Source organism: Allobosea sp., from assembly GCF_035999205.1.
Lineage (GTDB): Bacteria > Pseudomonadota > Alphaproteobacteria > Rhizobiales > Beijerinckiaceae > Allobosea.
Genome location: NZ_DASYHA010000026.1, coordinates 727,171 through 751,665, shown reverse-complemented (window position 1 = coordinate 751,665; position 24,495 = coordinate 727,171). Strand labels below are relative to the sequence as shown.

Here is a 24,495-nt window from a genome sequence, read left to right as displayed (position 1 = left end):
AATGAGCGAGCCCGTAACGCCATGAGCACAGAGCCGATCCCGCGCCGCAAGCTTTACCAGGAGGTGCTGGATCGCCTGATGACGCGCATCAATGCGGGCGAGTTCACACCGGGCGAGCAGCTGCCCTCGGAGCGCGAGCTGATGGATGCCTATGGCGTCGGCCGGCCCGCGATCCGCGAGGCGCTGCAGCAACTCGAACGCTCGGGCATCGTCACCATCAGCCATGGCGAGCGCGCCCGCGTGCTGCTGCCCACCGCAGAGGCCATGGTCGGCCAGATGGCGGAGGCCGCCCGCTATCTCCTCAGCGTCGAGCCGCGGACCCTTGAGCATCTCAAGGAGGCCCGCATCCTCCTGGAGGCCGGGGTTGCGCGCCTCGCGGCACAACGGGTCGATGCAGACGCCCTGGCCCTGCTGCGCGCGAGGCTCGACGACCATCGCCAAGCCAGCCTCGATGACTTCCTCAGGAGCGATATCGCCTTCCATCGCCAGATCGCCGTGATGAGCGGCAACCCGGTCTTCCCGGCGATCGTCGAGGCGATGCTGACCTGGCTGGGCGCCTATTACCGCACGCTGGTGCGTGCGCCCGGGGCCGAGAGGCTGACGCTGCAGGAGCACCAGCGCATTTATGACGCCATCGCGGCGGGTGACGCGGACGAGGCGGCACAGGCCATGTCCGACCACCTCAACCGCGCCAATGCGCTCTATCGGCGCGGCGCCACAGACGAGCTTACCGAAAACCGGCCCTGAGCCGAGGCGACCGCCACGCCTCAGCGCATCGGCGGCGCGTAGAGCACGCCACCCGTGTTCCAGAGCTGATTGAGCGCGCGCGGGATGGCGAGCTTGGTATCGGTGCCGAGATTGCGCTCATAGATCTCGGCATAGCTTCCGGTTGCCTTGACCGCGCGGACCGCCCAATCGGCATCGAGCCCGAGCGCCTTGCCGAAACCGCCCTCGGCCCCGGTGAACCGGCGCACATCGGGCTTCTGCGATTTCAGGGCCTCGTCGAGATTCGTCGCGGAAATCCCGAGTTCCTCGGCGTTGATCAGCGCGAAATTCACCCATTTAACCACGGTGAACCAGGGGAAATCGTCGCTGCGGACAACCGGCCCCAGCGGCTCCTTCGAAATCACGTCGGGCAGGACGATCGCATCCGCGGGCTTGGCGAGCTTCAGTCTCTCGCCATAGAGCGCGGACTGGTCGCGGGTCAGCACATCGCACTGCCCTGACTCGAACGCAGCAAAGGCTTCGGAGGACTTCGGAAAGGCCTTCTCCTCATAGGTCATCGAATTGGCCCGGAAGAAGTCGGCGAGATTGATCTGGGTGGTCGTGCCGGCCTCGACGCAGATCTTCGCCTTGTCGAGCGCCAGCGCGCCATCGACCTTGAGCGCGCGCTTCGCCAGGAAGCCCTGCCCGTCATGATAGGTGATGCCGGCAAAGGCGAGGCCAAGCTCCGCCTCGCGCCCGAGCGTCCAGGTGGAGTTGCGCGAAAGCAGGTCGACCTGGCCAGCTTTCAGCGCATCGAAACGCTGGCTGGCGGTGAGCGGGGTGAAGGTGACCTTCTGCGGATCGCCCAGCACCGCCGCCGCGAGCGCACGGCAGAAATCGACGTCGAAGCCGGCCCACCGGCCCTGCGCATCCTTCTCGGAGAAGCCGTTCAGTCCCTCGCTGACGCCGCAGGAGAGCGTACCCCGCTGCTTGACCGTCTCGAGCGTGCCGGCCCCTGCCGGCGCCGACAGGACAACCGCCAGCACGCCGGCGGCGAGGCCGAGCGAACGGAGGCGAAAACGTGAAGCCTTCGACATGACATGTCCTCTCATGGCCTGGCCTGCCCGGCATCGGCTGCGCGGGTGGCGCCTGCGTTACAATGTGGCTTTGTGGCGGATGATGACCTTTGTCCCGAGCGGCACCCGCTCGTAGAGATCGGCGACATCGCCATTGGCGAGCCGGAAGCAGCCCGACGAGATCGCCTGCCCGATGGTCTCCGGCTGGTTGGTGCCGTGGATGCGGAACACGGTCGAGCCGAGATAAAGGGCGCGGGCGCCCATCGGGTTGCCGGGGCCACCGGCCATGAAGCGCGGCAGATAGGGCTGGCGCTGCAGCATCTCCGGCGGCGGACGCCAATCCGGCCATTCCGCCTTGCGGCTGATCTGCACCTGCCCGGACCACTGGAAGCCCTCGCGGCCGACACCGATGCCGTAGCGCAGGGCACGCCCGTTCCCCTGCACGATGTAGAGGAAGCGTTCCGCCGACTGGATGATCACGGTTCCCGGCGCTTCATTGGACCGAAACAGCACCATCTGACGGGCATAGGGCCCTTCGGTAATGGAAACCTCTTCGGTGGAGACGCGGCCCGGCTCGTCGCCGATGTCCATAGTCTCCTGAATCGCCGCCGGCGGCCGGGATTGCGCGAAGGCGGGCGATGCCATCGAAAGGCCCGCGACCAGCGCCGCACCCATCAGTCCGAATGCCGGCAGGGTTGTCCAACGTGTCATCATCGGTTCTCCAAACTCAACGGCAGCGCGCATAGATGAAGGTGCCGTAGCGGCGATTGGCATCGGGATCGACGAAGCGCATCACCAGCATCGAATCCGTGGCCGACAGGATCTCGCGATCCTGCGGATCGCCGGCAGGCGCCTCGAAGCCGAGGAAGGTTCTGCCGCCCGGACCGGCCTTGAGCCGGAGCTCGTAGATCTTGGCATCGTCGGCGACATGCATCATGACGCCGTCATCCGGGCCCTTCTTGATGACATAGGGCTGATTGCAGCCAGCCTTGGCCTGCGCCTCGGTGCGCTTGCGATCCTTCTCTGTGTGGAAGGAGGCGATGCCCCAGCTCCCGATCAGCTTGTCGAGCCCGATATTGGTCGGCGCCATGATCGCAGATGCCACCTGTGTCTGTCCCGCTCGCGTTTCGTCGCCGCCGGATAGGCAACCGCCCAGCGTCATCGCGACACCCAGGGCGAAGAGCGGACCGGCCGCCGAATGCCAATGCTTGTACTTGTCTCTGCTCGACACCATCCACCCCCCGTGCAGGCTTGACCTGGCGCTATTTCGACCGACAGCGAGGGAAATAGGGCATGGTTTTGCCGGGAGGGCAATCGCCCTTCTGACCACGGCGGAGGCCGGATACGCGGATTGGTCCGTATCAGTGCTCGCGAAGACGTTGACGCCGAGGCCGCTTACGTGAGCCCGCCATCGACGTGCCAGACCTGGCCGGTGACGTAGGAGGCAGCCGGCGAGGCCAGGAAGGCGATCACCGCCGCGACCTCCTCCGGCCGGCCGCGTCGGCCGATTGGAATGATGCCTTCCATCCGCGCGATTGCCTCGGGGGAAAGCTTGCTGCCGCGTCCCTCATCCTTGCGAATCAGGCCGGGCGCGACTGCATTCACGGTGATGCCGTCCGCCGCCAGCTCGCGCGACAGGAGCCGAACCAGCGCCTCCAGTGCCGCCCGGCTGGTCGCCGTGGCCGCGAACGCATCGAGATCGTTGCGCAGGACATGTGCGGTGAATGAAGAGGTCGCGACGACGCGCGCATCGGTCGCCGTCGCGAGCAGCGGCTTGGCCTTGCGCACAAGGCGCAGGAAGGCGATCACCGCCTCGTCCATCACCCGGCGAAGATCGTCGTCGAGCATCGCCATGGGGCCGCCGCGATAGGCCGCGCCCGCAACCGGGATCAAAGCGTCGAGCCTGCCGAAGGCCTCCGCCGCTGTCGCCACCGCCCGTTCGGCGACGCCGTCCTCGCCGAGGTCGCCGAGGCAGGTCGCGACGCTCGCCCCCCGCTCCCGTGCATGAGAGGCGACGTCATCCAGCCCCTCCGCATTGCCACGGGTGTGAAGCATCAGCCCGATGCCGGGCGCGGCCAGCAGCCGCGCGGTCGCCCGCCCGATGCCGCTCGCCGCCCCGGTGATCAGATAGACACGCTGGAGCTCGGCCATGCGGATGATCCCCTCTCGCTGCTTGGCTCCTCCGCGGCGAGTCCGCGGCTTGCTGGAGCAGGACCCGGCCAAGTTGAATCAACCTGACAGGATCCCGCCCTAAACTCTTGATAGATAAAGCGCGCGCGGATCAAGCGGCGTTTCGGGTTTCCTCGGCAAAATCGAGCTTGGCCTGGTCGGCGCCGCGCGTTTCCTGCGCCAGGCGCGAGCCCGCCCGGGTGGCGAGGAAGTCGCGCAGCGAAGCGTCCTCCTGCCGCACGAATCCTGCCTGCGGCAGCTTGCCAGCCAGGAAAAGCTCGACCATGGCGACGCAGCCGGCGGCGGTGGTGAGCTGGATCGCGCTCATCTCCTCGTTGCCGTCATAGCGCAGGACGACGCTGTCCTCCTCCAGGCGCCCGGCCTTCTCGCCGATGCCGGTGACGAAGATCACGACCACATCCTTGCGCGTGAAGGGCGCGGCTTGCTTGAGGATGCGCCGCATCGTCTCCTTGTCGCCAGCCAGATCGAGGCCGCGCAGCAGGAGCTTCATGATCTCGGCATGGCCGGGATAGCGCAGCGTCTTGTAGCTCATGTCGCGGACCTTGCCGGCCAGCGTCTCGGTCAGCGTGCCGAGCCCGCCCGAGGTGTTGAACGCCTCATAGGCGACGCCGTCGATCATCACGCCTTCCAGCCCTTCGAGCGCCGGCACCAGGATCGGCTGGCCGTCGAAGACGATCTCGCAGGGATTGCAGTATTCGTTGATCAGCCCGTCCACCGACCAGGTGACGTTGTAGCGCAGCGCATTGGTCGGATAGAGCGGCAGCGCGCCGACGCGCATCTTGATCGTCTTCACCGTGTCGAAGCGCGCCGCCATGTCGGCGCCCAGGATGCAGATGAAGCCCGGCGCAAGCCCGCATTGCGGCACCAGCGCGACATTCGCACCGCCCCCGATTTCCTTGATGTAGGCGGTCGTCGCGACATCTTCGGTCAGGTCGAAATAATGCGTCCCGGTCTCGACCGCGATGCGGGCGATGCCCTTGTTCAGGAAATACGGACAGGCGCTGACGACGATGTCGCGATCAGTCAGGAAGACGCGCAGCCGCTCGAGATCGGACGCGTCGACCGTCTCGGTCGCAAAGCCCTGCCCCGCCGCCAGGGCAAGCTGGTCCGGCGCCGCGTCGGCAAGGGTGACCTGATGGCCCTGCTTGGCGAGCATTCCGGCAATGATCACGCCAATCTGCCCGGCGCCGAGCACTGCGGTGCGCTTGGTTTCCGTCTTCATCGTCCCGTCTCCGAATTCACCGCCCCGAGGTGTCCCTCTCCCCGGTCTCACCCTTTGGTTATTCGGGAGCCCGGCGGCGGCATAAAGTTTCAGAACGACGAACTGCGCAGGAGTATCAGCGCATTATGAGGGGGAATGCGCGATTTTATAGGAAAACTATAAATGCCCCGGGCGCGCGCCCGCTCCGGGGAGCTTGGAGCGCCAGCTTCCGCTGGCCGATCACCGCTCGAACTTGCGGGCCAGAAGGATGGAGGAGGTCGTGCGGCGAACGCCTTCCATCTCCGCGATCCAGTCGATGATTTCGTCGAGATGCGTCGAGGTCGTGCAGCGGATCTTGACGAAGAGGTCGAAAGGCCCGCTCAGCGTATAGCATTGAATGACCTCGGATCTTTTCCGCAGCGACGCGATCACGTTGGCCTGCTGCTTGACCTCGAGCTCGACCATGATGATCGCCGAGAGTGTGGTGTTGTGCGCGTCGTCCTTGCCGAGCACCGTCGTATAGCCGACGATCGCCCCCTCCCGCTCGAGCCGGCTAAGGCGCCCCTGCACGGTCGCACGCGAAACCCCGAGTGCCTTTGCGACCTCCGCCAAGGGAATGCGCGCATTGGCGGTCAGGATATTGATCAGTTCTTGATCTTTTCGGGCATCCGACGGCCTGGCCATTGACCTGCATCCCTCGCTGATTTTGCTCGGATACGCAGGTAAAACAATCCAGTGCGATTGGAAACAGCGGCACTCTCGCCAAGCGTTTCCTCGCGAGCGGACAACCTCGATCTACAGGGTCTGCGTGACCTTCCGGAGATGCGGCGGCCTGTCGGGATCCAGCCCGCGGGCGACGGCGAGCGCAGCGACACCGCCATAGAAGGCGCGCACCTGAACCAGCGGCGCCAGCGCGGCGGGAACGTCGGGCGGCATCGGCAAGGCAGTGGTGGCTGGCGCTCCCTCGCCGGCATAGGCGACGGCGCCGCCGAACCCCGCAAAGGCTGCGGCGACCGAGAGCGTGCTTTCACTCCCCTCATCCGCCGGATCGAGCACAAGCACCGGAAAGCCGGGGCCCGCAAGAGCCATCGGCCCATGCAGCACTTCGGCGGCGCTGAAGGCCTCGGCGTGGATACGGCAGGTTTCCTTGAACTTCAGCGCCATTTCCTGGGCGATGCCCAGCCCGAGTCCGCGGCCGATGACATAGAGGCTAGAAACCTGACGCAAAGCAGCCAGTGGGGTCGACCAGTCGCAAGCGCCAGCCTCGGTGAGAAGCCGTGGTGCCCGCTCCAGGGCGGACCGCAGCGCCGGATCCTCGCTCCAGGCCGAGACGAGATGCAGGAAGGCGATGCAGGTCGCAAGGAAGGTCTTGGTCGCAGCAACGCTCTGTTCCGCTCCGGCATGGAGCGGCACCAGCACGTCCACGAGCTCGGCAAGCGGGGACGCCTCGTCGTTGACGAAGCCCACCACGAGCGCGCCGCCGCGCTTCGCCGCTTCCGTCAGCCGCAGCGCATCGGGGCTGCGGCCGGATTGCGAGACCGCGATGAAGAGGGCGCCCGAGAGATCGAGGCTGCCGCCATAGACCGAGGCGAGGCTCGGCCCGAGCGAGGCGACCGGAAGGCCGAGCGTGCGCTCGATGAGGTACTTGCCATAGGTCGCGGCATGGTCCGACGAGCCGCGTGCGCATGTCGCCACGAAAGTTGGCGGCTTGCGGCGCAGGCGTTCCGCCAGCGCTTCCACCGTCTCCGAGTTGGCCGCGAACTGGCCGGCGGCGATATCGGCAGCTTCGGCGGCTTCGCGGGTCAGAAGGGCTTCAGGCATCGACGCGATCATGGTTTGCGAGCAGGTCCTGGCTGATTTCGGCGACGCGCTCGCGCGACAGCCTGACGCCGGCACCGCCTACACCCTGAACCGAAAGGGTGCCGCATGCGATCCCCTCCGCGAGGGAGCGTGCCGGCGACCGGCCCGCAAGCCACGCCGTCAGGAAGCCGGCGTTGAAAGCGTCGCCTGCCCCCGTTGTGTCGAGTACCGGCCCGCCCTGTGGCGCCGGCAGAGCGAGGCTCGGCTCGCACCCGTACAGCCGTGCACCCTGGTCGCCATCCTTGATGACGACCAGCGGGAAGTGCTGTGCGAGCCTGCGGCCGGCCTGATCGAGGTCCTCGCAGCCAGCAATGGCGCGTGCCTCCGCCGCATTCGGCAGGAATATGTCGGTACCGGCAGCGCGCCGGACGAGCTCGGGGTCGCGGATCCAGGCATCGTCCCAGCTTGGATCGAGCGAGATCGTCAGGCCGGCTTGCTTGGCGGATGCGACGAGGTCCGGGATCTCGGCGAGTGTTGCGAATTCGGCGATGTGAAGGTGGCGCACGGCAGGATCGGCCAGCGCCGCCTGCAACGTCGCGGGGCGGGCGGTGCCAGCTCTCCGGGACAGGAAGGCGCGCTCGCCGCCCTGCACCATCACCACCGTCGGCTGCGGGCCGGCGTCAGGCGCACGTTCGAGCCAGCGCAGCTCGACGCCGCTCTCGGCCAAAGCAGGCGCGATCACATCGGAGAGCGGGTCGGTGCCGACGCGCGAGAGCAAGGCCGCCGACGCGCCGAGCGAGGCCAGATGTGCCGCCGTGATGAAGCCGCCGCCGCCCGGCACCACCGAGACCTCGCGCGCGAACCGCTCCTCGCCGAGTTGCGGCAGCGCGTCGAGGCCCCGGAAGACGATGTCGCAATAGAGCCGACCGATACTGACGACGAGATGTCGTTCCGCGCTCATAGCGCGCGCTCGCTCGCGGCATCGAACAGGGTCAGTGCCGAGACGGGCGCACCAAGGCGCACGGTCTCGCCCACGGCTGGCGGCGTCTTGGTGGAAGCCGAGGCCAGGATGAGACCCCCGCCATGTTCGACATGCACGAAGGTCTCGGAGCCCAGCGGCTCGATCACAGCCACGGCGCCGCTCAGGACGAGGTCGGCCGGCTCATCTGCGGCCAGCACCCGCAATTGCTGCGGCCGAACGCCGACGAGGAGGTCGGCCGGGACTGGCCCCCTGGCAGAAGGCAGGACAACCGCCTGGTCGCCGAGGGTGAGCGTCGTGGCCCCCGCCGACGTCGCAGCCTTCGCCGGAAGCAGGTTCATCGTCGGCGAACCGATGAAGCGCGCCGTGAAGACATCGGCCGGCTTCTCATAGAGCTCCATCGGCGCACCGACCTGCAGGATGCGGCCGTCGCGCATCACCACGATGCGGTCGGCCAGCGTCATCGCCTCGACCTGATCATGCGTGACGAAGACGATGGTGCGACCGAGGCGCTGGTGCAGGCGCTTGATCTCGAGACGCATTTGGGCGCGCAACTGCGCGTCGAGATTGGAGAGCGGCTCGTCGAAGAGGAAGGCGGCGGGATCGCGCACCATGGCACGGCCGATGGCGACGCGCTGGCGCTGGCCACCCGACAACGCCGAAGGCTTGCGCTCCAGCAGCGCCTCCAGCCCGAGGATGCGCCCGGTCTCCTCGACGCGGCGACGCTTCTCGGCCTTGTCGAGCTTGGAGGTATACAATCCGAAGCCGATGTTCTCGGCGACGCTCATATGCGGGTAAATCGCGTAGTTCTGGAACACCATGGCGATGTTCCGCTCCTTCGGCTCGAGCCGGTTCACCGCCCGCCCGCCGATCGAGATCGTCCCGCCGTCGATCTCCTCGAGGCCCGCGATCATGCGCAGCGTCGTCGACTTGCCGCAGCCGGACGGACCGACGAAGACGATGAACTCGCCATCGGCGATCGTGAGATCGATGCCGTGGACGACCTGCGTCTTGCCGTAGCGCTTGACCAGGCCTTGAAGCTCGATTCCAGCCATCAGGCCGCTCCCATCAGATCAGCAAAGGCGGCATCGAGTTCATGCCGCGCCGAGGCCTCGCGCGCCGCAACCGCCGTCGCCGCGCGCTCGGCCGCGTCGAGTGCCTCGCGATAGCTCGCCAGTGCCGCTGCCAACGCCTGCGGTCCGGGACCTCCGAAACGCTCGCGCACGGCGACGAAATGCTCGGGCGAGACCGCCTGCGCGAACTCGCCCGGCGTCAGAGCCGGCTCGCGGCCGGCATGCCTGCGGAACGCCTCGGCGAAAGGCCCGAAACCGTCGCGCGGCAGGTCCCCATCCTTCGCCACGATGGCCCGCGCCACATCGGCTGCGATCTCATGGGCCGCGCGGAAGGAAAGGCCCTCCTGGCGCACCAGCGTGTCGGCGAGCTCGGTGATGGTGATGCAGGAGCGCCGGATGTTCTCGGCGACCCTCCGGCCGTCGACACTCATCGAGGGCAGCAGGGCCGCCAGCAAATCGAGCACGCGCTCACCGGTGGCGAAAGCCTGGTAGCCGGCCTCGTTGGTCTCGCCTTCGGCGTCGTTCATGTCGGTGAAGGGCGTGTTGTGGACGACGTCCCGCACCAGCCGCGCCCGCGCCACGCTCTGCGACGCGAGGTGGCGCAGATGCTCGATCGGCACCGGGTTGCGCTTCTGCGGCATGATCGAGGAGATCTGCACGAAGGCGTTGGGGACATAGAGCTGGCCGACCTCGAAGGCCGTCCAGACCTGAAGGTCCTGGATCAGCCGGCCGAGATGCAGGAAGACGAGCTCGACCGCCGAGTAGGTCGCGGTGACGTAGTCGATTGCGGCAATGCAGCCATAGGAGTTCTGCAAGGGCGCGGAGAAGCCGAGCAGATGGGCGACGCGCGCCCGATCGAGCGGGAACCCGGAGGTCGTGATCGCAGCCGCCCCCATCGGCGAGAGATCGAGCAGCTGGCGCGCCTGCACAAGCCGCTCATGATCGCGCAGCATCACCTCGATGGCAGCAGCGAGATAATGCCCGAAGGTCGTCGGTTGCGCCGGCTGGCCATGCGTGTAGGCGACGATCAGCGTCGCCTTCTCGCGCTCGGCGAGGCCAAGCGTGGCCATGATCAGCGCGCGCAGCTTGGCCGCGAGCCGGTCCAGCTTCGGCTTCAGGGCGAGCTTGAACAGGGTGTGGTCGATGTCGTTGCGCGAGCGGCCGGTGTGGAGGCGGCCGGTGTCGTCGGCAGGCAGGCGCTTCTTCAGCTCCGCCTCGATCAGGAAGAAGAAATCCTCGACTTCGCCGGTGTAGCTCAACGCGGCCGGGTCGATCTGCGCATCGATCTCGGACAGCGCGCGGGCGATCCGGCCTGCGGTTGCGCGCGGCAGGATGCCGGTCTCGGCCAGCATGACGAGATGGGCGCGGTCGATGGCGCGGAAGCCCTCGACATGGTGCGTCTTCGCCCCGTCAAAGAGCGGGCGCAGCACGGTCTCCTTGTAGACCGGATCGGGAAAGACGGACGCGTCGCGCGCCCTGGGATCGTCATGCTTGGTCATCTGGATCAGCCCTTGAGCCCGGCGAGCACGACGCCGCGCACGATGTAGCGCTGGAGCAGCAGGAAGACGGTCAGCGTCGGCAGCGTCGCGAGCGCGGCACCGGTCATGATCAGCTCCCACTGGACCTGCGATTCCACCGCAAAGCTCGTGAGGCCGACGGGGAGCGTGTAGAGCTCCTTGCTCGTGGTCACGATCAGCGGCCAGATAAAGGCGGTCCAGTTGCTCAGGAAGGTGAAGATCGCGAGCGCCGAGAGCGCGGGCGTCACCAGCGGCAGCGCGATGCGCCAGAAGATCGCGAATTCGTTGAGGCCGTCGATGCGCGCGGCTTCAAGGAAATCGTTCGGGACTGTCTCAAAGAACTGCTTCATCAGGAAGGTGCCGAAGGCCGTCATCATGCCCGGGAACATGATGCCCCAATAGCTGTCGAGCCAGCCGAAGTTCTTGGCCATGACATACCAGGGGATGACCAGCATCTCGGTCGGGATCATCAGCGTCGAGAGAATCGCGATGAAGACGAGATAGCGACCGCGGAACTGGAACTTGGCCAGGGTGTAGCCGACGAGGCTGTCGAAGAAGACGTTGGACAGCGTCACCACCGTCGCAATGCCGAAGGAATTCAGGAACCAGCGCAGGAAGCGGCCGTCTGACAGCACCGTGACGTAGTTCTCGAGCGTCGGATGCGCTGGGAAGAAGGCGAGATCGTAGATCTCGGAGGAATCCTTCAGCGAGGTCGCGAACATGAAGGCGAGCGGCGTCACCATCAGCAGGCCGCCGCCGAAGAGCAGCAGCCAGGCAATGACGCGGCCGGGCTCGAAGCGCAGCGCCATGGGGGATGCAAGAGCGCTCATCAACGGTCCCTCAGCAGCCGGAGCTGCAGCAGCGAGACGGCGAGCAGCACGAGGAAGAGCACGACGGTCTGGGCCGCGGCATAACCCATGTCGAAGGAGGAGAAGGCCGTCTGGTAGATCATCAGCACGAGCGGCTTGGTCGCATTCAGCGGCCCGCCGGGATCGCTGCTCGTCTGGCTGGTCATGTTGTAGACCTGATCGAAGATCCGCAGGAATCCGATCGACGAGAAGACGACCAGGAAGACGATCGTCGGCTTGAGCAGCGGCAGGGTGATCCGGCGCAGGATCGTCCAGTTGGAGACGCCATCGATGCGGGCGGCCTCGTAATAGGTCGTCGGGATCGCGCGCAGACCGGCCATGAAGATCACGACCTGGAAGCCGAGCCCCGCCCAGATGGCAGGCGCCAGAACGGCAGGCAGCGATTGCGTGGTCGAGCGCAGGAAGGGCTGCTGGGCGATGCCGAGCCAGGCCAGGATGTTGTTGAACAGGCCGATCGGCACCGGCTGGTAGAACCAGCGCCAGACCCAGGCCATCGCCGCTGCCGTCGTCAGGAACGGCAGGAAATACAGCGCCCGTATGAAGCCGTGCAGGAAGCGCACCCGGTCGAGGTGATAGGCGATGATAAAGGCGAGCAGCAGGCTGATCGGGGTGCCCAACAGGAGATAGAGCGCCGTGTTGCGGAAGACCTGCCAGAACACGGGATCGGCCATGAGCCGCTTGAAATTCGCCATCCCGATGAATGAGGGCTTGGTCAGCAGGTTCCAGTTGGTGGTGGCGATCCAGAACGCTTCCAGCGTCGGATAGAAGCGCACCACCGCATAGAACAGCACCGGCACTGCCAGGAACGACCAGGCCCAGAGGACCTGCTTCTGGCGCATGCCGAGGCCCGACCAGAGGCGGGCGCCGGACCGCGCATCGACACGAGACGAAGAGACGTTCATCGCGACAACCCGATCCGGCGTCCGGTCCGCATCACTTCTTGTAGAAGCGGTCGAGGATGGCCTGCTCGGCCTTGGCGGCGTCAGCGAGGGCCGCCTTGGCATCCTGGTTCTGCAGGAGCACGCGGTTGATCATGTCGAGCGAGACCTGGCGCTGAGCCATCTCGTCGACGAAGACCGTGGCGTGCGAATAGCCGAGCGCCTTGAGGAACGGCCCGTAGACCGGGTGGTTCAGGTTCTTCTCGGTCTCGGCTGCTTCCTTGCGCGCCGGCAATTCGCCGACGGTCTCGAGCCAGAGCTGCATCGCCTCGGGCGTGGTCACGAAGGCGAGGAACTTCTTGGCAGCTTCCAGCTTCTCGCCGGTCGGCTTGGTGGTGATGGCGTTGACCCAGTAGCTGGCGAAATTCGCCTTCTTGCCGTCGGCCGAGGCCGGGAGCTCGGCGACGCCCCATTCGAAGGCCTTGATGCCGCCGAAGGCGCCGAGACGGAAAGAGCCGTCGATGGTCATCGCGGCGCGGCCGGCGCGGAAGGCGGCCTGGCCCTCGTCCATGAAGCCGACCTGGCCGACCTTGTGGGTGCGCTGGAGATCCGCATACCAGTTCAGCGACTTGGCGCCGGCCTCGCTGTTGTAGGTCACGGTCTTGTTGTCGTCGCTATAAGGCTGGCCGCCATTCTGGCGCAGCAGCGTCTCGCGCCACCAATGATAGTCCTGGCCGGGGAAATCGAGCGTGATGCCGGCGGAGAGCATGTTGCCGGCGCCGTCGCGCTTGGTCGTCTTCTTGGCCATGTCGAGCAGTTCCTCGACGGTCTTGGGCGGCGTATTCGGGTCGAGCCCGGCCTCCTGGAACAGCTTCTTGTTGTAGAACAGCGCGAGCGAACGCACCGCGGTCGGCAGCGCGTAATACTCGCCGTCACGCTTCATCGCGGAGACGATCGGATAGAAGTCCTTCTCGATCATCGCCGGCGGAAAGGCGTCGCGTGGCAGCGGCTGGATGAACTTCGCGCCGACGAAATTGTCGAGCCAGCCATAGAAGAGCTGCACGACGTCCGGGCCCTGGCCGGCCGGCATCGCCGCGGCGATCTTGGTCTGGTAGTCGGCGTAGGGGAAGGTCGTCTGCTTGACCTTGATGGTCGGGTTGGCGGCCTCGAAGCGCTTGATCAGCTCGTTCATCGCCTTGACGCGCGCGTCGAAGACGTACTGCCAGTACTCGATCTCGACGGTCTGGGCCTTCGCGCCGGCGATCGCGCCGACAGAAACCATCAGACCCAACAGCATTCCGCGAAAGCCGCGCATGACCCTCTCCCCTGTTCTGGCGACGCCCTGCCCCTGCCGCAGCCATCGAGCCCGGCATTGAGGACGCTCGGCCATGATCGTCATCCCGCCGTCACCTCGCTGTCAACCGATTAATTCACTTGAGTTGGATTAATTGCCGGCGCAGGCTGACCTTCCGCAAGCTCACCTGCCACTCATGCCTCATCACCGTCAGCCACCGTCACCTCCGCCCTCGCGCAGCGTCGCCGTGGGGACCAATCCGGAACGGACGCGCAGCCACAACCGCCGCGTCGTGCTGGAGACGGTTCGACAGCACGGCCTGCTCGGCCGCTCCGACATCGCCGCGCTGACGCGGCTGACGGCCCAGGCGGTTTCGAACATCGTCGCGGAGCTGGTTGCGGAAGGCTTCCTGGTGGAACAGGGGCGGCGGCGTACGGCGCGCGGCCAGCCCCCGGTCGAGCTCGCGGTCAACCCCGATGGCGGCATGACCGCAGGGGTAGAGATAGCCACCGACCACATCACGACGGTGCTCGTCGATCTCGCGGGCAAGATCAGGGCGCAGCGCATCGCGCCGCTCGGCGATGTGACGATCGAGGGTGTCCAGAGGCTGGCCGCGACGGAACTGGCACAGGCACGCGGCGCAGCCGGCCTGCCGAAGCGCCTGCTCGGCTGCGGCGTGGTGATGCCGGGTCCCTTCGAGGTCGAGGGCATGAGCTCAGTCGGCTCGTCACCCCTGCCCGGCTGGGCAGGGCAGGATGCTGGACAGCTCCTGACCGAGGCGCTGGGCACGCCCGTGACGATCGAGAATGACGCGACGGCAGCGGCCGTCGGCGAGCATCTGCATGGGCTCGGGCGCAATCTTCGGCATTTCTGCCAGATCTATTTTGGCGCGGGCCTGGGTCTCGGCGTGATCATCGCCGGCCAGCCCTATCGCGGCGCTTTCGGCAATGCCGGCGAGATCGGCCATATCCCGGTGGTATTGCGCGGCCTCGCCTGCGCCTGCGGTCAAGAGGGCTGCCTCGAGCGCTACGCCTCGGTCCACGCGCTGACCGAGACATTGCGAGCGGCTGGGGTCGCGAATCTTGAGCCCGACGAGATCACGAAGCTCTACGGTCAGGGGCACCCGGCCCTCCTCGGCTGGATCGAGCAGGCTGCGGGGCTGCTCGCGCCGGTCATCGCGATGCTGGAGAATCTGTTCGATCCCGAGACGGTGATTCTCGGCGGCGGCATGCCCGAGGGCGTCATCGATGCACTGATCGCCGCGATGTCGCCGCAGCCGATCTCCGTCGCCAACCGCCCGGGCCGAACGATCCCCCGCGTACAGCGCGGTGCGACAGGGCGCCTGACAGCGGCGCTCGGCGCGGCAGCCCTGCCCCTGCTCGACACCATCACCCCGAAACTCGACCGCGTGGCCCTGGTTCAGGACGAGGCGACGGCCGACGGGACGGGACCCGCGGTCTGATCAGGCGCACGAAGATCGTCCGGTCCGATGGGACCGTGCCATCGTCGTGGAAGAGACTGGAAATTTGGAAAGGGCGGCTTGGCGCCGAGAAGAAACTGCGAAGCCGTGCCGCCTGGCGCGACGTGACTTCACAGTTCTGATTGGGATGGTGGGGGAAGCAGGACTCGAACCTGCGAAGGCATAGCCAGCGGATTTACAGTCCGCCCCCTTTGCCGCTCGGGACATTCCCCCGCCCGCGCCGCTTGCGGCCAGGCCGCAGGCGATCTCTCGTGTCACTTGCGTGACGGCGACAGGCGCGGCCGGACTTATGGTGACGGGGCCGCGCCCTGTCAACGGCAAAAAGCCGCCTGCCCCATGGTCATGTGGAATTCAAAAGGCAATTCCCTACTGGCCAAGCTAAGTTTGTCATGTCAGGGCATGCGCCCGCGACCAAGGAGAAACCCAATGCCCGCGCCGTTTCGACCCAGACCGGACCGAAGCGGTCGGCCGCGCCAAACGAGCCCGCGGCGCGCCGACGGCACGCTGCACCATCGCCCCGGCGATATCGACGAGGCGGTGCTGTACGGCGTCCACCCCGTCATCGAGGCGCTGCGCAACCCGAACCGGCGCTATCGTCGCCTGCTCGCCACCGAGAACGGCCTGAAGCGGCTGCAGGAGGAAGTCGGCGACCTGCCGCTCCAGGCCGAGATCGTGCGCCCTTCCGAGATCGACCGACTGCTGACACCCGATTCGGTCCATCAGGGCCTCTATCTCGTCTGCGATCCCCTGCCCTCGCCCGATCTCGACAGCCTGCCCGACGATGCGGTGGTGCTGGCGCTCGACCAGATCACCGACCCGCACAATGTCGGCGCGATTCTGCGCTCGGCCGCTGCCTTCGCCGCCGCCGCGGTGATCGTCACGATCCGGCACTCGCCGGCCGCGACCGGCGTGCTGGCGAAATCGGCCTCCGGCGCGCTCGAACATGTACCGCTGATCGCCGTGCGCAATCTCGGCGATGCGCTCGAACAGCTCGGCAAGCGCGGCTTCCAGCGCATCGGCTTCGATTCGGACGGCGACGTCGCCTTCGACGACGTCACGCTGACCCGGCCGCTGGTCATGGTCATGGGCGCCGAGGGCAAGGGCCTGCGCCAGCGCTCGCGCGAACTCTGCGATCAGGTCGCACGGCTGGAGGTGCCCGGCGCCATCACCAGCCTCAACGTCTCCAACGCCACCGCCATCGCGCTCTACGCCGCCAGCCGGCGCCGCTGAGCCACGCTCAGCGGCCAGGCACGATCAGCAGCAGCGCGCCCGTCTCGGCATGGGCGAAGCGGCTGCGGCGGATCTGCCGCGGCTCCGGATCGCCGATCCGGATGACGCGCGTCGCCGGGCGGTCGCGGCGCCCCTCGAGCCGATAGATCGTCGGCTGCGGCGTCGGCGCGCGGGCGATTCCCGTGCTGGCCGGCATGAACTCGAACGAATTGGGATCGATCGAGCGCTGCGGACCGTCATCATCGGACGGCGCTGCGTATGCGGAACCCTGGCCGGCCGGATAAGGCCAGGGACCGAAATAGCCCGGATAGGCCCAGGGACCGACATAGCCAAACGAGGTGAAACGGCCGCGGTCGTGCCGGCGCCCGAAGCGCTCGTCATGGACGCGAGCCCCATCGTTCCGAATCCAGGGACCGCGCGAAAGTCTGTGCTGAACGCCGGGAGACAGCCTTTGACGAATGCCGGGCAGGTGGTGGACGCCGCGGGAGGCCACGTTCACGGCTCTCGGCGCGCTCGCGAAGAAGCCGCTTCCGGGCCCTGCGGCCTCCGCCACACCGATCGGCATCAACAATGCAGCCAAGAGCAGGCCGAGGCGAATCGTTCCGGTGCGCGACATGGCGCTCCTCCTCATCCGCATCTGAAGGCCTCCGAGCAGGCAGTATAAGCAGATCAGCCGCATTGGGAAGCCGTTCCAACCGGCCGCATCGACAATCATACGAAAGTCGGCCCCACCGGAAAATGGGCCGCAACCATGCTCGCAACTGCAATATCCGGCCAAAAGCGGCGGTTTCTTAGACGAAGTGCTTGATTGCCGATTGGTCGCCCCGCGCGCATCACTTCGCGTCGGATCGGAATGCTGAGTCTGCGGACTTGAGCGACGAGCATGCTGGCATCGCGCCGTCAGAAAGCGAGCCAGGCAAAGGGCAGCGCGGATCGTCCCGCTGTCGGGGAAATCGCAGGGGAGACAACGCCATGAGCATGGCTGCAAACGTACCGGGGGCGAAGACCGCGCCACGCCCCATGACCAAGGAAGAAAAGCGCGTCATTCTCGCATCGTCGCTCGGCACCGTCTTCGAGTGGTACGACTTCTATCTCTACGGCTCCCTCGCCGTGATGATCGGCGCGCACTTCTTCTCGGCTTTCGACGCCAACACCCGCGCCATCTTCGCACTGCTGGCCTTCGCCGCCGGCTTCCTCGTCCGCCCCTTCGGCGCGCTGTTCTTCGGCCGCCTGGGTGACCTGATCGGCCGCAAATACACCTTCCTGGTCACGATCGTGATCATGGGCGCCTCGACCTTCCTGGTCGGCCTGCTGCCCAGCTACAACTCCATCGGCTGGATCGCGCCGGTCATCCTGATCGCGCTTCGCATGCTGCAGGGCCTGGCGCTCGGCGGCGAGTATGGCGGTGCGGCGGTCTATGTCGCCGAGCACGCCCCGGTCGGCCGCCGCGGCTTCTACACCTCCTGGATCCAGACCACCGCGACGCTCGGCCTGCTGCTCTCGCTGATCGTCATCCTGGTCATCCGCGTCAACATGGGCGAGGCCGAGTTCGCCGCCTGGGGCTGGCGCATTCCGTTCCTGCTCTCGATCTTCCTGCTTGCCATCTCGGTCTGGATTCGTCTCCAGATGCAGGAATCCCCTGCCTTCAAGAAGATGAAGGAAGAGGGCACCGGCTCGAAGGCGCCGCTCTCCGAGGCCTTCGGCCAGTGGAAGAACGCCAAGATCGCGCTGATCGCCCTCTTCGGCCTGACCATGGGCCAGGCCGTCGTCTGGTACACCGGCCAGTTCTACGCCCTGTTCTTCATCCAGAGCATCCTGAAGGTCGATCTCTACTCGGCCAACGTGCTGATCGCCTGGGCCCTGATCATCGGTACCGGCGGCTTCATCTTCTTCGGCGCGCTGTCGGACAAGATCGGCCGCAAGCCGATCATCCTGGCCGGCTGCCTGATCGCGGCGCTGACCTACTTCCCGCTCTTCGGCGCCCTGACCCGGGCGGCAAACCCCGGCCTTGCCGCGGCGCATGAGAACGTCAAGGTCCAGGTCGTCGCCGATCCCGCCACCTGCGGCTCGGTGTTCGATCCGGTCGGCGTGCGTACCTTCACGCAGCCTTGCGACATCGCCCGCCGCACGCTGGCCCAGCAGGCCATCGTCTACACCCAGGCGCCGGCTCCGGCGGGAACCCCTGCCAAGGTCACCGTCAACGGCAAGGACGTCGCCATCGACGCCACCTTCGCGGCGACGATCGCCAAGGAAGCGGTTGCGGCCGGTTATCCCGCCCCGGGCGACGCCCGCATCGTCAAGACCGGCTTCTTCGGCGCGCTCTTCGGTGGCCAGTCGCTGACGGTCATCGCGATCCTGACCGTGCTGATCGTCTACGTCACGATGGTCTACGGGCCGATCGCGGCGGCGCTGGTCGAGCTGTTCCCGACCCGCATCCGCTACACCGGCATGTCGCTGCCCTATCACATCGGCAACGGCTGGTTCGGCGGCCTGCTGCCCGCCACCTCCTTCGCGATGGTGGCCGGCACCGGCGACATCTTCTACGGCCTCTGGTACCCGATCATCTTCGCTCTCGCGACCTTCGTCATCGGTCTGCTCTTCGTGCCGGAGACCAAGGATCGCGATATCATGACCTACGACAACTGAGCCACGGCGCAGTTCCGTAAGACGACCGGGCCCCGCCTTTCCGAAGGCGGGGCCTCTTCTTTCGCGGCAGCCGGCCGACCGATGATCTTGCCCTGAGAGGCCCTGGCTGGTAACCGCTACCGACGCGACGCCGCAGGCAGCCAGCCGAGCGGGGGAAGCGGGTCATGCGCCTGGGTGGCGCAGCGATCACCAAATACCGAGTAGGGGCCGAAACTTGGGACCCACGGGCCGGCGTAGCACAGCGGTAGTGCAGCGGTTTTGTAAACCGAAGGTCGGGAGTTCGATCCTCTCCGCCGGCACCATCTCACCACCCCGTCCGTCCGCCCTGCACGAACCCTCGATATGCTTGCCGCAACCTGTGCAGGGGGCAGTTCGGCCTGTATCTTGCCTGACCGACGCAGCGATCAAGCGGATCGCCGGCCCAGAACACGCTCAGAATGCAAGAACCTGAACATCTCCTCGCCCTCGCCGATCGCTGCGAAGCCACTGCCAAGCCGGACCGGGCGCTTGATGCTGACATCTATGAGGCGCTGGGCTTCACCGTCCGCCGCAAGCCGAAGCATCTGGTCAGCCGGCGGGCGCCGGCGGGCGGCATCTACCTGCAGGGCTCGCTCTGGAAGGCGCTCGGCACCGTGAGCGGCAATATCGACGTCGCTGTCGGGCTGCTGCGGCAGAAGGCGCCCGACTGGCGCTGGAGCCTGCAGTGCATCGCCGATGAGGACAGCGCCGTATTCCAAGCGCTCGTCGCCGAATGCTCGGCGAGCGGCACGATCGGCGCATTGGCTCTCTGTGCGGCAATGCTGCGCGCCTTCGCCCGCAGCGAGGCTGGTCCAGGCAGCCGGTGACGCCCCCCTCGCGCGCCAGACTCCGCTGCTCACGAAAACTTGACCTCCGCCGTGACTGTGCGACGGCGCGCGGCGATTGAACCCGGCGCGCCGCCCGCTAGGGTCTCGCGCAGGCATCAGCCGAGCTGAGGGGAAAGCCATATGACCGATTTCAACCTGTCGCGCCGCGGCGTGATCGCGGGCGCCGGCATGGTCGCCGCTGCCGCCACTTTGGACCTGCCTGGGCTTAGCCCGGCCTATGCGCAAGGAGCTCCCGTGAACCAGGCCCCCGGATTCTATCGCTACAAGGTCGGCGACATCACCATCACCGCCATCAATGACGGCTTCGCCCGCCGGCCGCTCGAGGGCTTCGTCCGCAACGCCGAACTCGCCGACGTGAAGAAGGCGATGGCGGAATCGTTCCTGCCTGCAGACGCCCTCAACATCACCTTCACAACGCTGGCGATCCAGCATGGCGGCAAGCTCACGCTGATCGACACCGGCAACGGTGATTCGGGCGCACCGACCTCGGGCGCCTGGGCGGCCAATTTCAAGGCCGCCGGCTTCGATGCCAAAGATGTCTCAACCGTCGTCTTCAGCCATTTCCACGGCGACCACATCAACGGCTTCCGCCTGAAGGACGGAACCGCGCTGTTCCCCAACGCCGAGGTCATGGTGCCGGCGGCGGAATGGGCCTTCTGGATGGATGACGCCAAAGCGAGCGCCGCCCCCGAGGCGATGAAGGGCGCGTTCGCAGGCGTCCGCCGTGTCTTCGGCCCCGTCGCCAAGGACGTGAAGCAGTTCGAGGCCGGCAAGGAGATCCTGCCCGGCATCACCGCGATCGCCGCGCCGGGCCACACGCCGGGCCATACGGTCTTCGCGGTGGCCTCGGGCGCCGGCAAGTTGATGGTCATGTCGGATACGACCAACCACCCTGCCCTTTTCGTGCGCAACCCCGACTGGTCGGCCGTCTTCGATATGGACGGCCCGCAGGCCGCCGCGACACGCCGCAAGCTGCTCGACATGGTCTCGGCCGACAGGATGCAGGTCGCCTTCTACCACGCCCCCTTCCCGGCGACCGGCTATATCGCGAAGTCCGGCAGCGGCTTCGAGATGGTGCCGGTGCAGTGGAGCACCGCGATCTGACGCCGCACCGATAGCGGCAGACACGAGAAGGCCGGGGGCAACCCCGGCCTTTTTCGTCGGGCCGCGCCGGCGCTTTTCCGTCGCTGCCGGCTCGCGATCCGCCCGCCGCCCATGCTAAGGCACGGCTGCGCCGCCATGGCGCGCCGCCTCAGGACCAGTGATGACCGAGCGTTTCCAGGCCATCTCCTTCGTCGCCAGCGAGACTCCGGAGGCGCAGGCCGCACTGGCCAAGCTGACCGAGCGCTACGGCAATGCCGACCCAGCGACGGCCGACGTCATCGTCGCACTCGGCGGCGACGGCCTGATGCTGCAGACCCTGCATCGCTTCATCGGTACGGGCACGCCGATCTACGGCATGAATCGCGGCTCCGTCGGCTTCCTGATGAACGAGTTCCGCGAACGCGGCCTGCGCAAAAAGCTGTCGGAGGCGCAACGCAGCGTCGTCCACCCGCTGTCGATGAACGCGATCGACAAGGACGACAACGAAGTTCGCGCCGAGGCGATCAACGAGGTCTCGCTGCTGCGCCGCTCCTACCAGGCGGCAAAGCTGAGGATCTCGATCGACGGTCAAGTCCGCTTGAGCGAGTTGGTCGCGGACGGCGTATTGCTGGCGACACCGGCCGGCTCGACCGCCTACAACCTCTCTGCTAATGGCCCGATCCTGCCGCTGGATGCGCCGCTGCTGGCGCTGACGCCGATCTCCGCCTTCCGCCCCCGGCGCTGGCGCGGCGCGCTCCTGCCCGATCAAGCCAAGGTGACGATCGACGTCCTGGAGGCCGAGAAGCGGCCGGTCAGCGCGGTGGCCGACCACGTCCAGATCGACAATGTCGTCCGTGTCGAGATCGAGATCGACCGCACCGTCGATCTCGTCATGCTGCACGACCCCGGCCACAGCCTCGACGAGCGGATCCTGCGCGAACAGTTCGGGTATTGAACCGGCACGAGGCCCGGCTTCGCGGGCAGGCGCCCTTGCGCGGAGGCATCAACTGGCGGAAGCAGCCGCTCAGGCCGCCTGCCTGAGATCCTCGATGTCGAGTTCGACCAGCAGGGCCGGATCGGCCTCGACGAGATAGGCCAGGGCGGCGTCGTCGGCGAGCGAGTCCGCCATAGCCCTCGCCTCCTCGCGCGCAGCCTCCGCATCCATGCGGCGCAGCAGGCCCATCAGCGCCTCAGTGCCCGCGCCGTCCAGCGCCTCGCAGGCGATCAGCACTTCGCGCAGCAAGGAACGGTCGAGTCCGCTCCGCCGCCCACCGGCATCGAAGCCACGCGCGTTCAGCGCCATGATGGCGGCGGTGAAGGCGGGCTGGAGCGAATCGGGCAAGCCTGCCTTGCGGTAGAGCGCCTTGAGGCCCGCGCCACGACGATCGCGCAGCAACGCTGCGACACGCGGCGGCGGCAGGTCGGACAAGGCAACGAATGCCGCCTCCGCCAGAGCCGGCTCTCCGCTGAGCAGGGAGCGCAGCATCAGGCCGGGCGTCAGCCGCCCGGTGACCCGCAACACGTCGACGATGGCCGGCGCGTCGCTCTCCTCGCCCCCCGCGGCGAGCGCGACCGCGACGCGTTCGGTCGATTCGCGCGCGAGCCTCGCACTCCGCTCCGGCGTCAGCCAACCGCAGCCCGTCACGAAACTCGCCAGAGCGTCCGAGACCTTGGCGGCGATCGATTGCCTCAACCCGACCGGCAGATCGGCGCGGGCCAGCAGCGCTTCGCGCAAGGCACCGCAATCCCCGGCCCGCTCGACCATGCGCTCCAGCGAGAAATCCGCGATATCGGCGGTGCGGTTGCCCGCCAGCGTGACCAGCGCCTCCTCACCGCCGACCTCCGCCAGCGCCGCGCTGACGCCAGCAGAGAGAGCCGGGCGCATCGCAATCGCGCGCTGGGCCAGCACATCCCCGATCGCGGCTGCGTCGACGAGATCGGCTTCGGTCAGCACGGGCGAATGAGCCAGCATGAGGGCGGCGACATCGCTCTGATCCGCGATCAGCCCGAGAACGAGATTGCGCGGCGCGCGCGGCGCCGATGCCATCTCCTCGGCGATGGCGCGACGCACACGCGGCGACGGATCGTCGATCAGCGCGACCAGCGCGGTCTCTGCTTCGGCGCGGTCCTCATCGGCCATGCCGGAGCGCAGATAGGCCCCGGCCAGAGCGGCCGCGCCGCTCGCGCGATCCTCGGCATTGGCGGTGCGGGCCCAGAGCAGAAAGCGGCGAACGATCACGTGCCACTCCGCTGTGTCATGAAGGAGGAGAGATCGAGCGGCGCACGGCGCGACCGACCAGCCGGCCGCTCCTGGGCGGCAGCCGTGGGCTGCGTCAGCTCGACCGGCCGCGAGGGCGGCAACGGCGCGTTGACCACCTTGGCGGCCGGCGCGTTCGAGGTCGACGCGTTGGCTGCGGCGGCATCCGACGCCGTCGGAGCCGTCGCCGTCGCGTCGGATTTCGTCTGGCGCGGGAAATAGCGGTCGGCAGCATCCAGAGAGGCCGTTCGCGTGCCATCGGCACGCGGCGTCGCCCAGAGATTGGCAACGGCCGGCGAAACCGGCCCACGCGAGCCTTCGGTCGAGAACAGGCCGATCAGCCCCTTGGCCCGGCCGGGCTGGAGCGCCGCCGCGATCTCGGCTGGCTTGTCGCCCCCGTGCGCAGCACTCGCCCCCTGAGCCGCGGCGGATTTGGCCGACGTCGCTGTCGCCGCCGCAAGCTGCGTGTTGGCATGGCTCGCGGCGAGCACGCCATAGACCTCCTGGGCGCTGCGCGCCCGACCGGTCTTGTCGAAGAAGATGCCGCGATTGGCTGCGGCGGCTTCTGGAAAATCCTTCGCCGCGCTGCGTGTCGGGTCGTTGCTTGCCGCCTTGATCAGATCGGACGCGCCGCGCGCGCCGAGCACATGCGCCATGTAGAGCTCGCCGGCATGGGGCTGGCGGCCAAGCGCGGTCGTGAGCTGCTCGCGGTTCTTCTGGGTCAGGGCACCCGCCATCACGGCGGCGACCTGCGGGTCCTTGCGCAGCTCGAGAATCTTCTCGCGAGCCGCGGGGTCCGCGACCGTCAGGCGGCCACCCGTATCGCTGATCGCGTCGGCATAGCTGGAGAGCCCCTGCTTGGGCCCTTCCTGCTTCACCATCGACAGCCAGGTCTGCTCGATGAACTGGAACAGGCCGGTCGCGCTCGAGGTTTTGGCCTTGGCGTCGGGCTCCAGCGAGGATTCCCGCTGCGCCGTCTTCAGCAGATAGTCGAAGCCTGCTCCCGTCTTCGCCGCGCCGTCGCGGATGGCGCTGACGACCGGATTGGCCGGCTGGGCTTCTCGCGTCTGCGGGGTGGTGAAGAGGAACATCGAGACTCTCAGGCGAACCCGCCGCCAGCGGCCTGCCGCATGACGTTGCGGCGCTGTGTGGAGAGTGGCCCGATTATGGTAAGCGAACGGTTAATCGGGAGGAATCGCCGGCGCATTGCGCGAAGATGCGGAACCGTTTTTTTGCATCGGCAATGCTCTATGACTCCTGGAAGCGACCGCGCTTCGCAGCCGGACCGGCTTGTCCGAATGCGACGCGATCGAAGGCGGCCCAACTGCCGCGACAGCGTGACGGAGGATGT

At 67.1% G+C, this 24,495-nt stretch carries 23 protein-coding genes and 2 tRNA genes; 8 read left to right on the top strand and 17 right to left on the bottom strand.

The genetic code is table 11. The annotated features are described in order from the left end of the window. Positions 1-21 precede the first annotated feature (21 nt). Positions 22-747 carry a transcriptional regulator NanR gene (gene nanR, locus VGN82_RS25575; RefSeq protein ID WP_327529879.1) on the top strand — a complete coding sequence of 242 codons (726 nt, stop codon included), beginning with the start codon at positions 22-24 and terminating at the stop codon, positions 745-747. A 20-nt stretch (positions 748-767) separates the two neighbouring features. Here the strand turns inward: nanR and VGN82_RS25570 are convergent, their stop codons facing one another. From VGN82_RS25570 to VGN82_RS25510, 13 genes are all read right to left on the bottom strand, one after another. Next, positions 768-1,802, bottom strand: a complete 1,035-nt coding sequence (locus VGN82_RS25570; protein ID WP_327529878.1) for an amino acid ABC transporter substrate-binding protein — start codon at positions 1,800-1,802, stop codon at positions 768-770. Between the two features lie 57 nt (positions 1,803-1,859). Then, positions 1,860-2,492, bottom strand: a complete 633-nt coding sequence (locus VGN82_RS25565; protein ID WP_327529877.1) for a L,D-transpeptidase — start codon at positions 2,490-2,492, stop codon at positions 1,860-1,862. A gap of 16 nt (positions 2,493-2,508) precedes the next feature. Beyond that, positions 2,509-3,012, bottom strand: a complete 504-nt coding sequence (locus VGN82_RS25560; protein ID WP_327529876.1) for a hypothetical protein — start codon at positions 3,010-3,012, stop codon at positions 2,509-2,511. Positions 3,013-3,176: 164 nt separating this feature from the next. Further along, on the bottom strand, positions 3,177-3,932 hold the full coding sequence (locus tag VGN82_RS25555; RefSeq protein ID WP_327529875.1) for an SDR family NAD(P)-dependent oxidoreductase: 756 nt from the start codon (positions 3,930-3,932) through the stop codon (positions 3,177-3,179). A 130-nt stretch (positions 3,933-4,062) separates the two neighbouring features. Beyond that, entirely contained in the window at positions 4,063-5,193 is a 1,131-nt protein-coding gene (locus tag VGN82_RS25550; protein ID WP_327529874.1) for a saccharopine dehydrogenase family protein, read from the bottom strand. Between the two features lie 219 nt (positions 5,194-5,412). Continuing rightward, positions 5,413-5,856: an Lrp/AsnC family transcriptional regulator gene (locus VGN82_RS25545; RefSeq protein WP_327529873.1), complete on the bottom strand. Its 444-nt coding sequence runs from the start codon at positions 5,854-5,856 to the stop codon at positions 5,413-5,415. Between the two features lie 111 nt (positions 5,857-5,967). Then, positions 5,968-6,993: an SIS domain-containing protein gene (locus VGN82_RS25540; RefSeq protein WP_327529872.1), complete on the bottom strand. Its 1,026-nt coding sequence runs from the start codon at positions 6,991-6,993 to the stop codon at positions 5,968-5,970. Then, entirely contained in the window at positions 6,986-7,933 is a 948-nt protein-coding gene (locus tag VGN82_RS25535) for a carbohydrate kinase family protein (RefSeq protein ID WP_327529871.1), read from the bottom strand. The genes VGN82_RS25540 and VGN82_RS25535 overlap by 8 nt, the downstream gene beginning before the upstream one ends. After that, positions 7,930-9,006: an ABC transporter ATP-binding protein gene (locus VGN82_RS25530; RefSeq protein WP_327529870.1), complete on the bottom strand. Its 1,077-nt coding sequence runs from the start codon at positions 9,004-9,006 to the stop codon at positions 7,930-7,932. Before VGN82_RS25530 ends, VGN82_RS25535 begins: the two co-directional genes overlap by 4 nt. Next, complete coding sequence (locus VGN82_RS25525) at positions 9,006-10,523, bottom strand: argininosuccinate lyase (RefSeq protein WP_327529869.1); 1,518 nt, start codon at positions 10,521-10,523, stop codon at positions 9,006-9,008. The genes VGN82_RS25530 and VGN82_RS25525 overlap by 1 nt, the downstream gene beginning before the upstream one ends. 5 nt (positions 10,524-10,528) lie before the next feature. Then, a complete protein-coding gene (locus VGN82_RS25520; protein WP_327529868.1) occupies positions 10,529-11,371 on the bottom strand; it encodes a carbohydrate ABC transporter permease in 843 nt (280 codons plus the stop codon). Further along, a complete protein-coding gene (locus VGN82_RS25515; RefSeq protein ID WP_327529867.1) occupies positions 11,371-12,312 on the bottom strand; it encodes a carbohydrate ABC transporter permease in 942 nt (313 codons plus the stop codon). Before VGN82_RS25515 ends, VGN82_RS25520 begins: the two co-directional genes overlap by 1 nt. A 31-nt stretch (positions 12,313-12,343) precedes the next feature. Next, positions 12,344-13,603 carry an extracellular solute-binding protein gene (locus VGN82_RS25510; protein WP_327529866.1) on the bottom strand — a complete coding sequence of 420 codons (1,260 nt, stop codon included), beginning with the start codon at positions 13,601-13,603 and terminating at the stop codon, positions 12,344-12,346. Between the two features lie 175 nt (positions 13,604-13,778). On the opposite strand from VGN82_RS25510, the gene VGN82_RS25505 reads away from it, so the two are divergent. Continuing rightward, complete coding sequence (locus VGN82_RS25505) at positions 13,779-15,044, top strand: ROK family transcriptional regulator (protein WP_327529865.1); 1,266 nt, start codon at positions 13,779-13,781, stop codon at positions 15,042-15,044. 146 nt (positions 15,045-15,190) lie between these two features. Here the strand turns inward: VGN82_RS25505 and VGN82_RS25500 are convergent. Beyond that, a tRNA-Tyr gene (locus VGN82_RS25500) sits at positions 15,191-15,275 on the bottom strand. A 186-nt stretch (positions 15,276-15,461) separates the two neighbouring features. Here VGN82_RS25500 and VGN82_RS25495 point away from each other — a divergent pair. Beyond that, entirely contained in the window at positions 15,462-16,292 is an 831-nt protein-coding gene (locus tag VGN82_RS25495) for a TrmH family RNA methyltransferase (RefSeq protein WP_414644390.1), read from the top strand. Positions 16,293-16,299: 7 nt separating this feature from the next. Here the strand turns inward: VGN82_RS25495 and VGN82_RS25490 are convergent, their stop codons facing one another. Further along, complete coding sequence (locus VGN82_RS25490; RefSeq protein WP_327529863.1) at positions 16,300-16,908, bottom strand: hypothetical protein; 609 nt, start codon at positions 16,906-16,908, stop codon at positions 16,300-16,302. A gap of 356 nt (positions 16,909-17,264) precedes the next feature. Here VGN82_RS25490 and VGN82_RS25485 point away from each other — a divergent pair, with 356 nt between their 5' ends. The 5 genes from VGN82_RS25485 to VGN82_RS25465 all read left to right on the top strand — a co-directional run bounded on the left by VGN82_RS25485 (position 17,265) and on the right by VGN82_RS25465 (position 21,842). Then, positions 17,265-18,938: an MFS transporter gene (locus VGN82_RS25485; RefSeq protein ID WP_327529862.1), complete on the top strand. Its 1,674-nt coding sequence runs from the start codon at positions 17,265-17,267 to the stop codon at positions 18,936-18,938. Positions 18,939-19,165: 227 nt separating this feature from the next. Next, a tRNA-Thr gene (locus tag VGN82_RS25480) sits at positions 19,166-19,240 on the top strand. A 135-nt stretch (positions 19,241-19,375) separates the two neighbouring features. Continuing rightward, the gene (locus tag VGN82_RS25475) at positions 19,376-19,783 is read left to right on the top strand and encodes a hypothetical protein (protein WP_327529861.1); all 408 of its coding nucleotides are present in this window, start codon (positions 19,376-19,378) and stop codon (positions 19,781-19,783) included. 141 nt (positions 19,784-19,924) lie between these two features. Further along, positions 19,925-20,908 carry an MBL fold metallo-hydrolase gene (locus VGN82_RS25470; RefSeq protein ID WP_327529860.1) on the top strand — a complete coding sequence of 328 codons (984 nt, stop codon included), beginning with the start codon at positions 19,925-19,927 and terminating at the stop codon, positions 20,906-20,908. A gap of 160 nt (positions 20,909-21,068) precedes the next feature. After that, a complete protein-coding gene (locus tag VGN82_RS25465) occupies positions 21,069-21,842 on the top strand; it encodes an NAD kinase (protein WP_327529859.1) in 774 nt (257 codons plus the stop codon). Positions 21,843-21,911: 69 nt separating this feature from the next. Here the strand turns inward: VGN82_RS25465 and VGN82_RS25460 are convergent, their stop codons facing one another. Together VGN82_RS25460 and VGN82_RS25455 are read right to left on the bottom strand one after the other, a co-directional pair. Then, complete coding sequence (locus VGN82_RS25460; protein ID WP_327529858.1) at positions 21,912-23,126, bottom strand: DUF2336 domain-containing protein; 1,215 nt, start codon at positions 23,124-23,126, stop codon at positions 21,912-21,914. Beyond that, positions 23,123-24,235, bottom strand: a complete 1,113-nt coding sequence (locus tag VGN82_RS25455) for a lytic transglycosylase domain-containing protein (RefSeq protein ID WP_327529857.1) — start codon at positions 24,233-24,235, stop codon at positions 23,123-23,125. The genes VGN82_RS25460 and VGN82_RS25455 overlap by 4 nt, the downstream gene beginning before the upstream one ends. Positions 24,236-24,495 lie beyond the last annotated feature (260 nt).

Excerpts from the sequence above, each read along its gene's own strand:
- nanR (WP_327529879.1), top strand. The coding sequence starts at position 22 with ATGAGCACAGAGCCGATCCCGCGCCGCAAGCTTTACCAGGAGGTGCTG.
- VGN82_RS25570 (WP_327529878.1), bottom strand. The coding sequence starts at position 1,802 with ATGTCGAAGGCTTCACGTTTTCGCCTCCGTTCGCTCGGCCTCGCCGCC.
- VGN82_RS25565 (WP_327529877.1), bottom strand. The coding sequence starts at position 2,492 with ATGACACGTTGGACAACCCTGCCGGCATTCGGACTGATGGGTGCGGCG.
- VGN82_RS25555 (WP_327529875.1), bottom strand. The coding sequence starts at position 3,932 with ATGGCCGAGCTCCAGCGTGTCTATCTGATCACCGGGGCGGCGAGCGGC.
- VGN82_RS25550 (WP_327529874.1), bottom strand. The coding sequence starts at position 5,193 with ATGAAGACGGAAACCAAGCGCACCGCAGTGCTCGGCGCCGGGCAGATT.
- VGN82_RS25545 (WP_327529873.1), bottom strand. The coding sequence starts at position 5,856 with ATGGCCAGGCCGTCGGATGCCCGAAAAGATCAAGAACTGATCAATATC.
- VGN82_RS25540 (WP_327529872.1), bottom strand. The coding sequence starts at position 6,993 with ATGCCTGAAGCCCTTCTGACCCGCGAAGCCGCCGAAGCTGCCGATATC.
- VGN82_RS25535 (WP_327529871.1), bottom strand. The coding sequence starts at position 7,933 with ATGAGCGCGGAACGACATCTCGTCGTCAGTATCGGTCGGCTCTATTGC.
- VGN82_RS25530 (WP_327529870.1), bottom strand. The coding sequence starts at position 9,006 with ATGGCTGGAATCGAGCTTCAAGGCCTGGTCAAGCGCTACGGCAAGACG.
- VGN82_RS25525 (WP_327529869.1), bottom strand. The coding sequence starts at position 10,523 with ATGACCAAGCATGACGATCCCAGGGCGCGCGACGCGTCCGTCTTTCCC.
- VGN82_RS25520 (WP_327529868.1), bottom strand. The coding sequence starts at position 11,371 with ATGAGCGCTCTTGCATCCCCCATGGCGCTGCGCTTCGAGCCCGGCCGC.
- VGN82_RS25515 (WP_327529867.1), bottom strand. The coding sequence starts at position 12,312 with ATGAACGTCTCTTCGTCTCGTGTCGATGCGCGGTCCGGCGCCCGCCTC.
- VGN82_RS25510 (WP_327529866.1), bottom strand. The coding sequence starts at position 13,603 with ATGCGCGGCTTTCGCGGAATGCTGTTGGGTCTGATGGTTTCTGTCGGC.
- VGN82_RS25505 (WP_327529865.1), top strand. The coding sequence starts at position 13,779 with ATGCCTCATCACCGTCAGCCACCGTCACCTCCGCCCTCGCGCAGCGTC.
- VGN82_RS25495 (WP_414644390.1), top strand. The coding sequence starts at position 15,462 with ATGCGCCCGCGACCAAGGAGAAACCCAATGCCCGCGCCGTTTCGACCC.
- VGN82_RS25490 (WP_327529863.1), bottom strand. The coding sequence starts at position 16,908 with ATGTCGCGCACCGGAACGATTCGCCTCGGCCTGCTCTTGGCTGCATTG.
- VGN82_RS25485 (WP_327529862.1), top strand. The coding sequence starts at position 17,265 with ATGAGCATGGCTGCAAACGTACCGGGGGCGAAGACCGCGCCACGCCCC.
- VGN82_RS25475 (WP_327529861.1), top strand. The coding sequence starts at position 19,376 with ATGCAAGAACCTGAACATCTCCTCGCCCTCGCCGATCGCTGCGAAGCC.
- VGN82_RS25470 (WP_327529860.1), top strand. The coding sequence starts at position 19,925 with ATGACCGATTTCAACCTGTCGCGCCGCGGCGTGATCGCGGGCGCCGGC.
- VGN82_RS25465 (WP_327529859.1), top strand. The coding sequence starts at position 21,069 with ATGACCGAGCGTTTCCAGGCCATCTCCTTCGTCGCCAGCGAGACTCCG.
- VGN82_RS25455 (WP_327529857.1), bottom strand. The coding sequence starts at position 24,235 with ATGTTCCTCTTCACCACCCCGCAGACGCGAGAAGCCCAGCCGGCCAAT.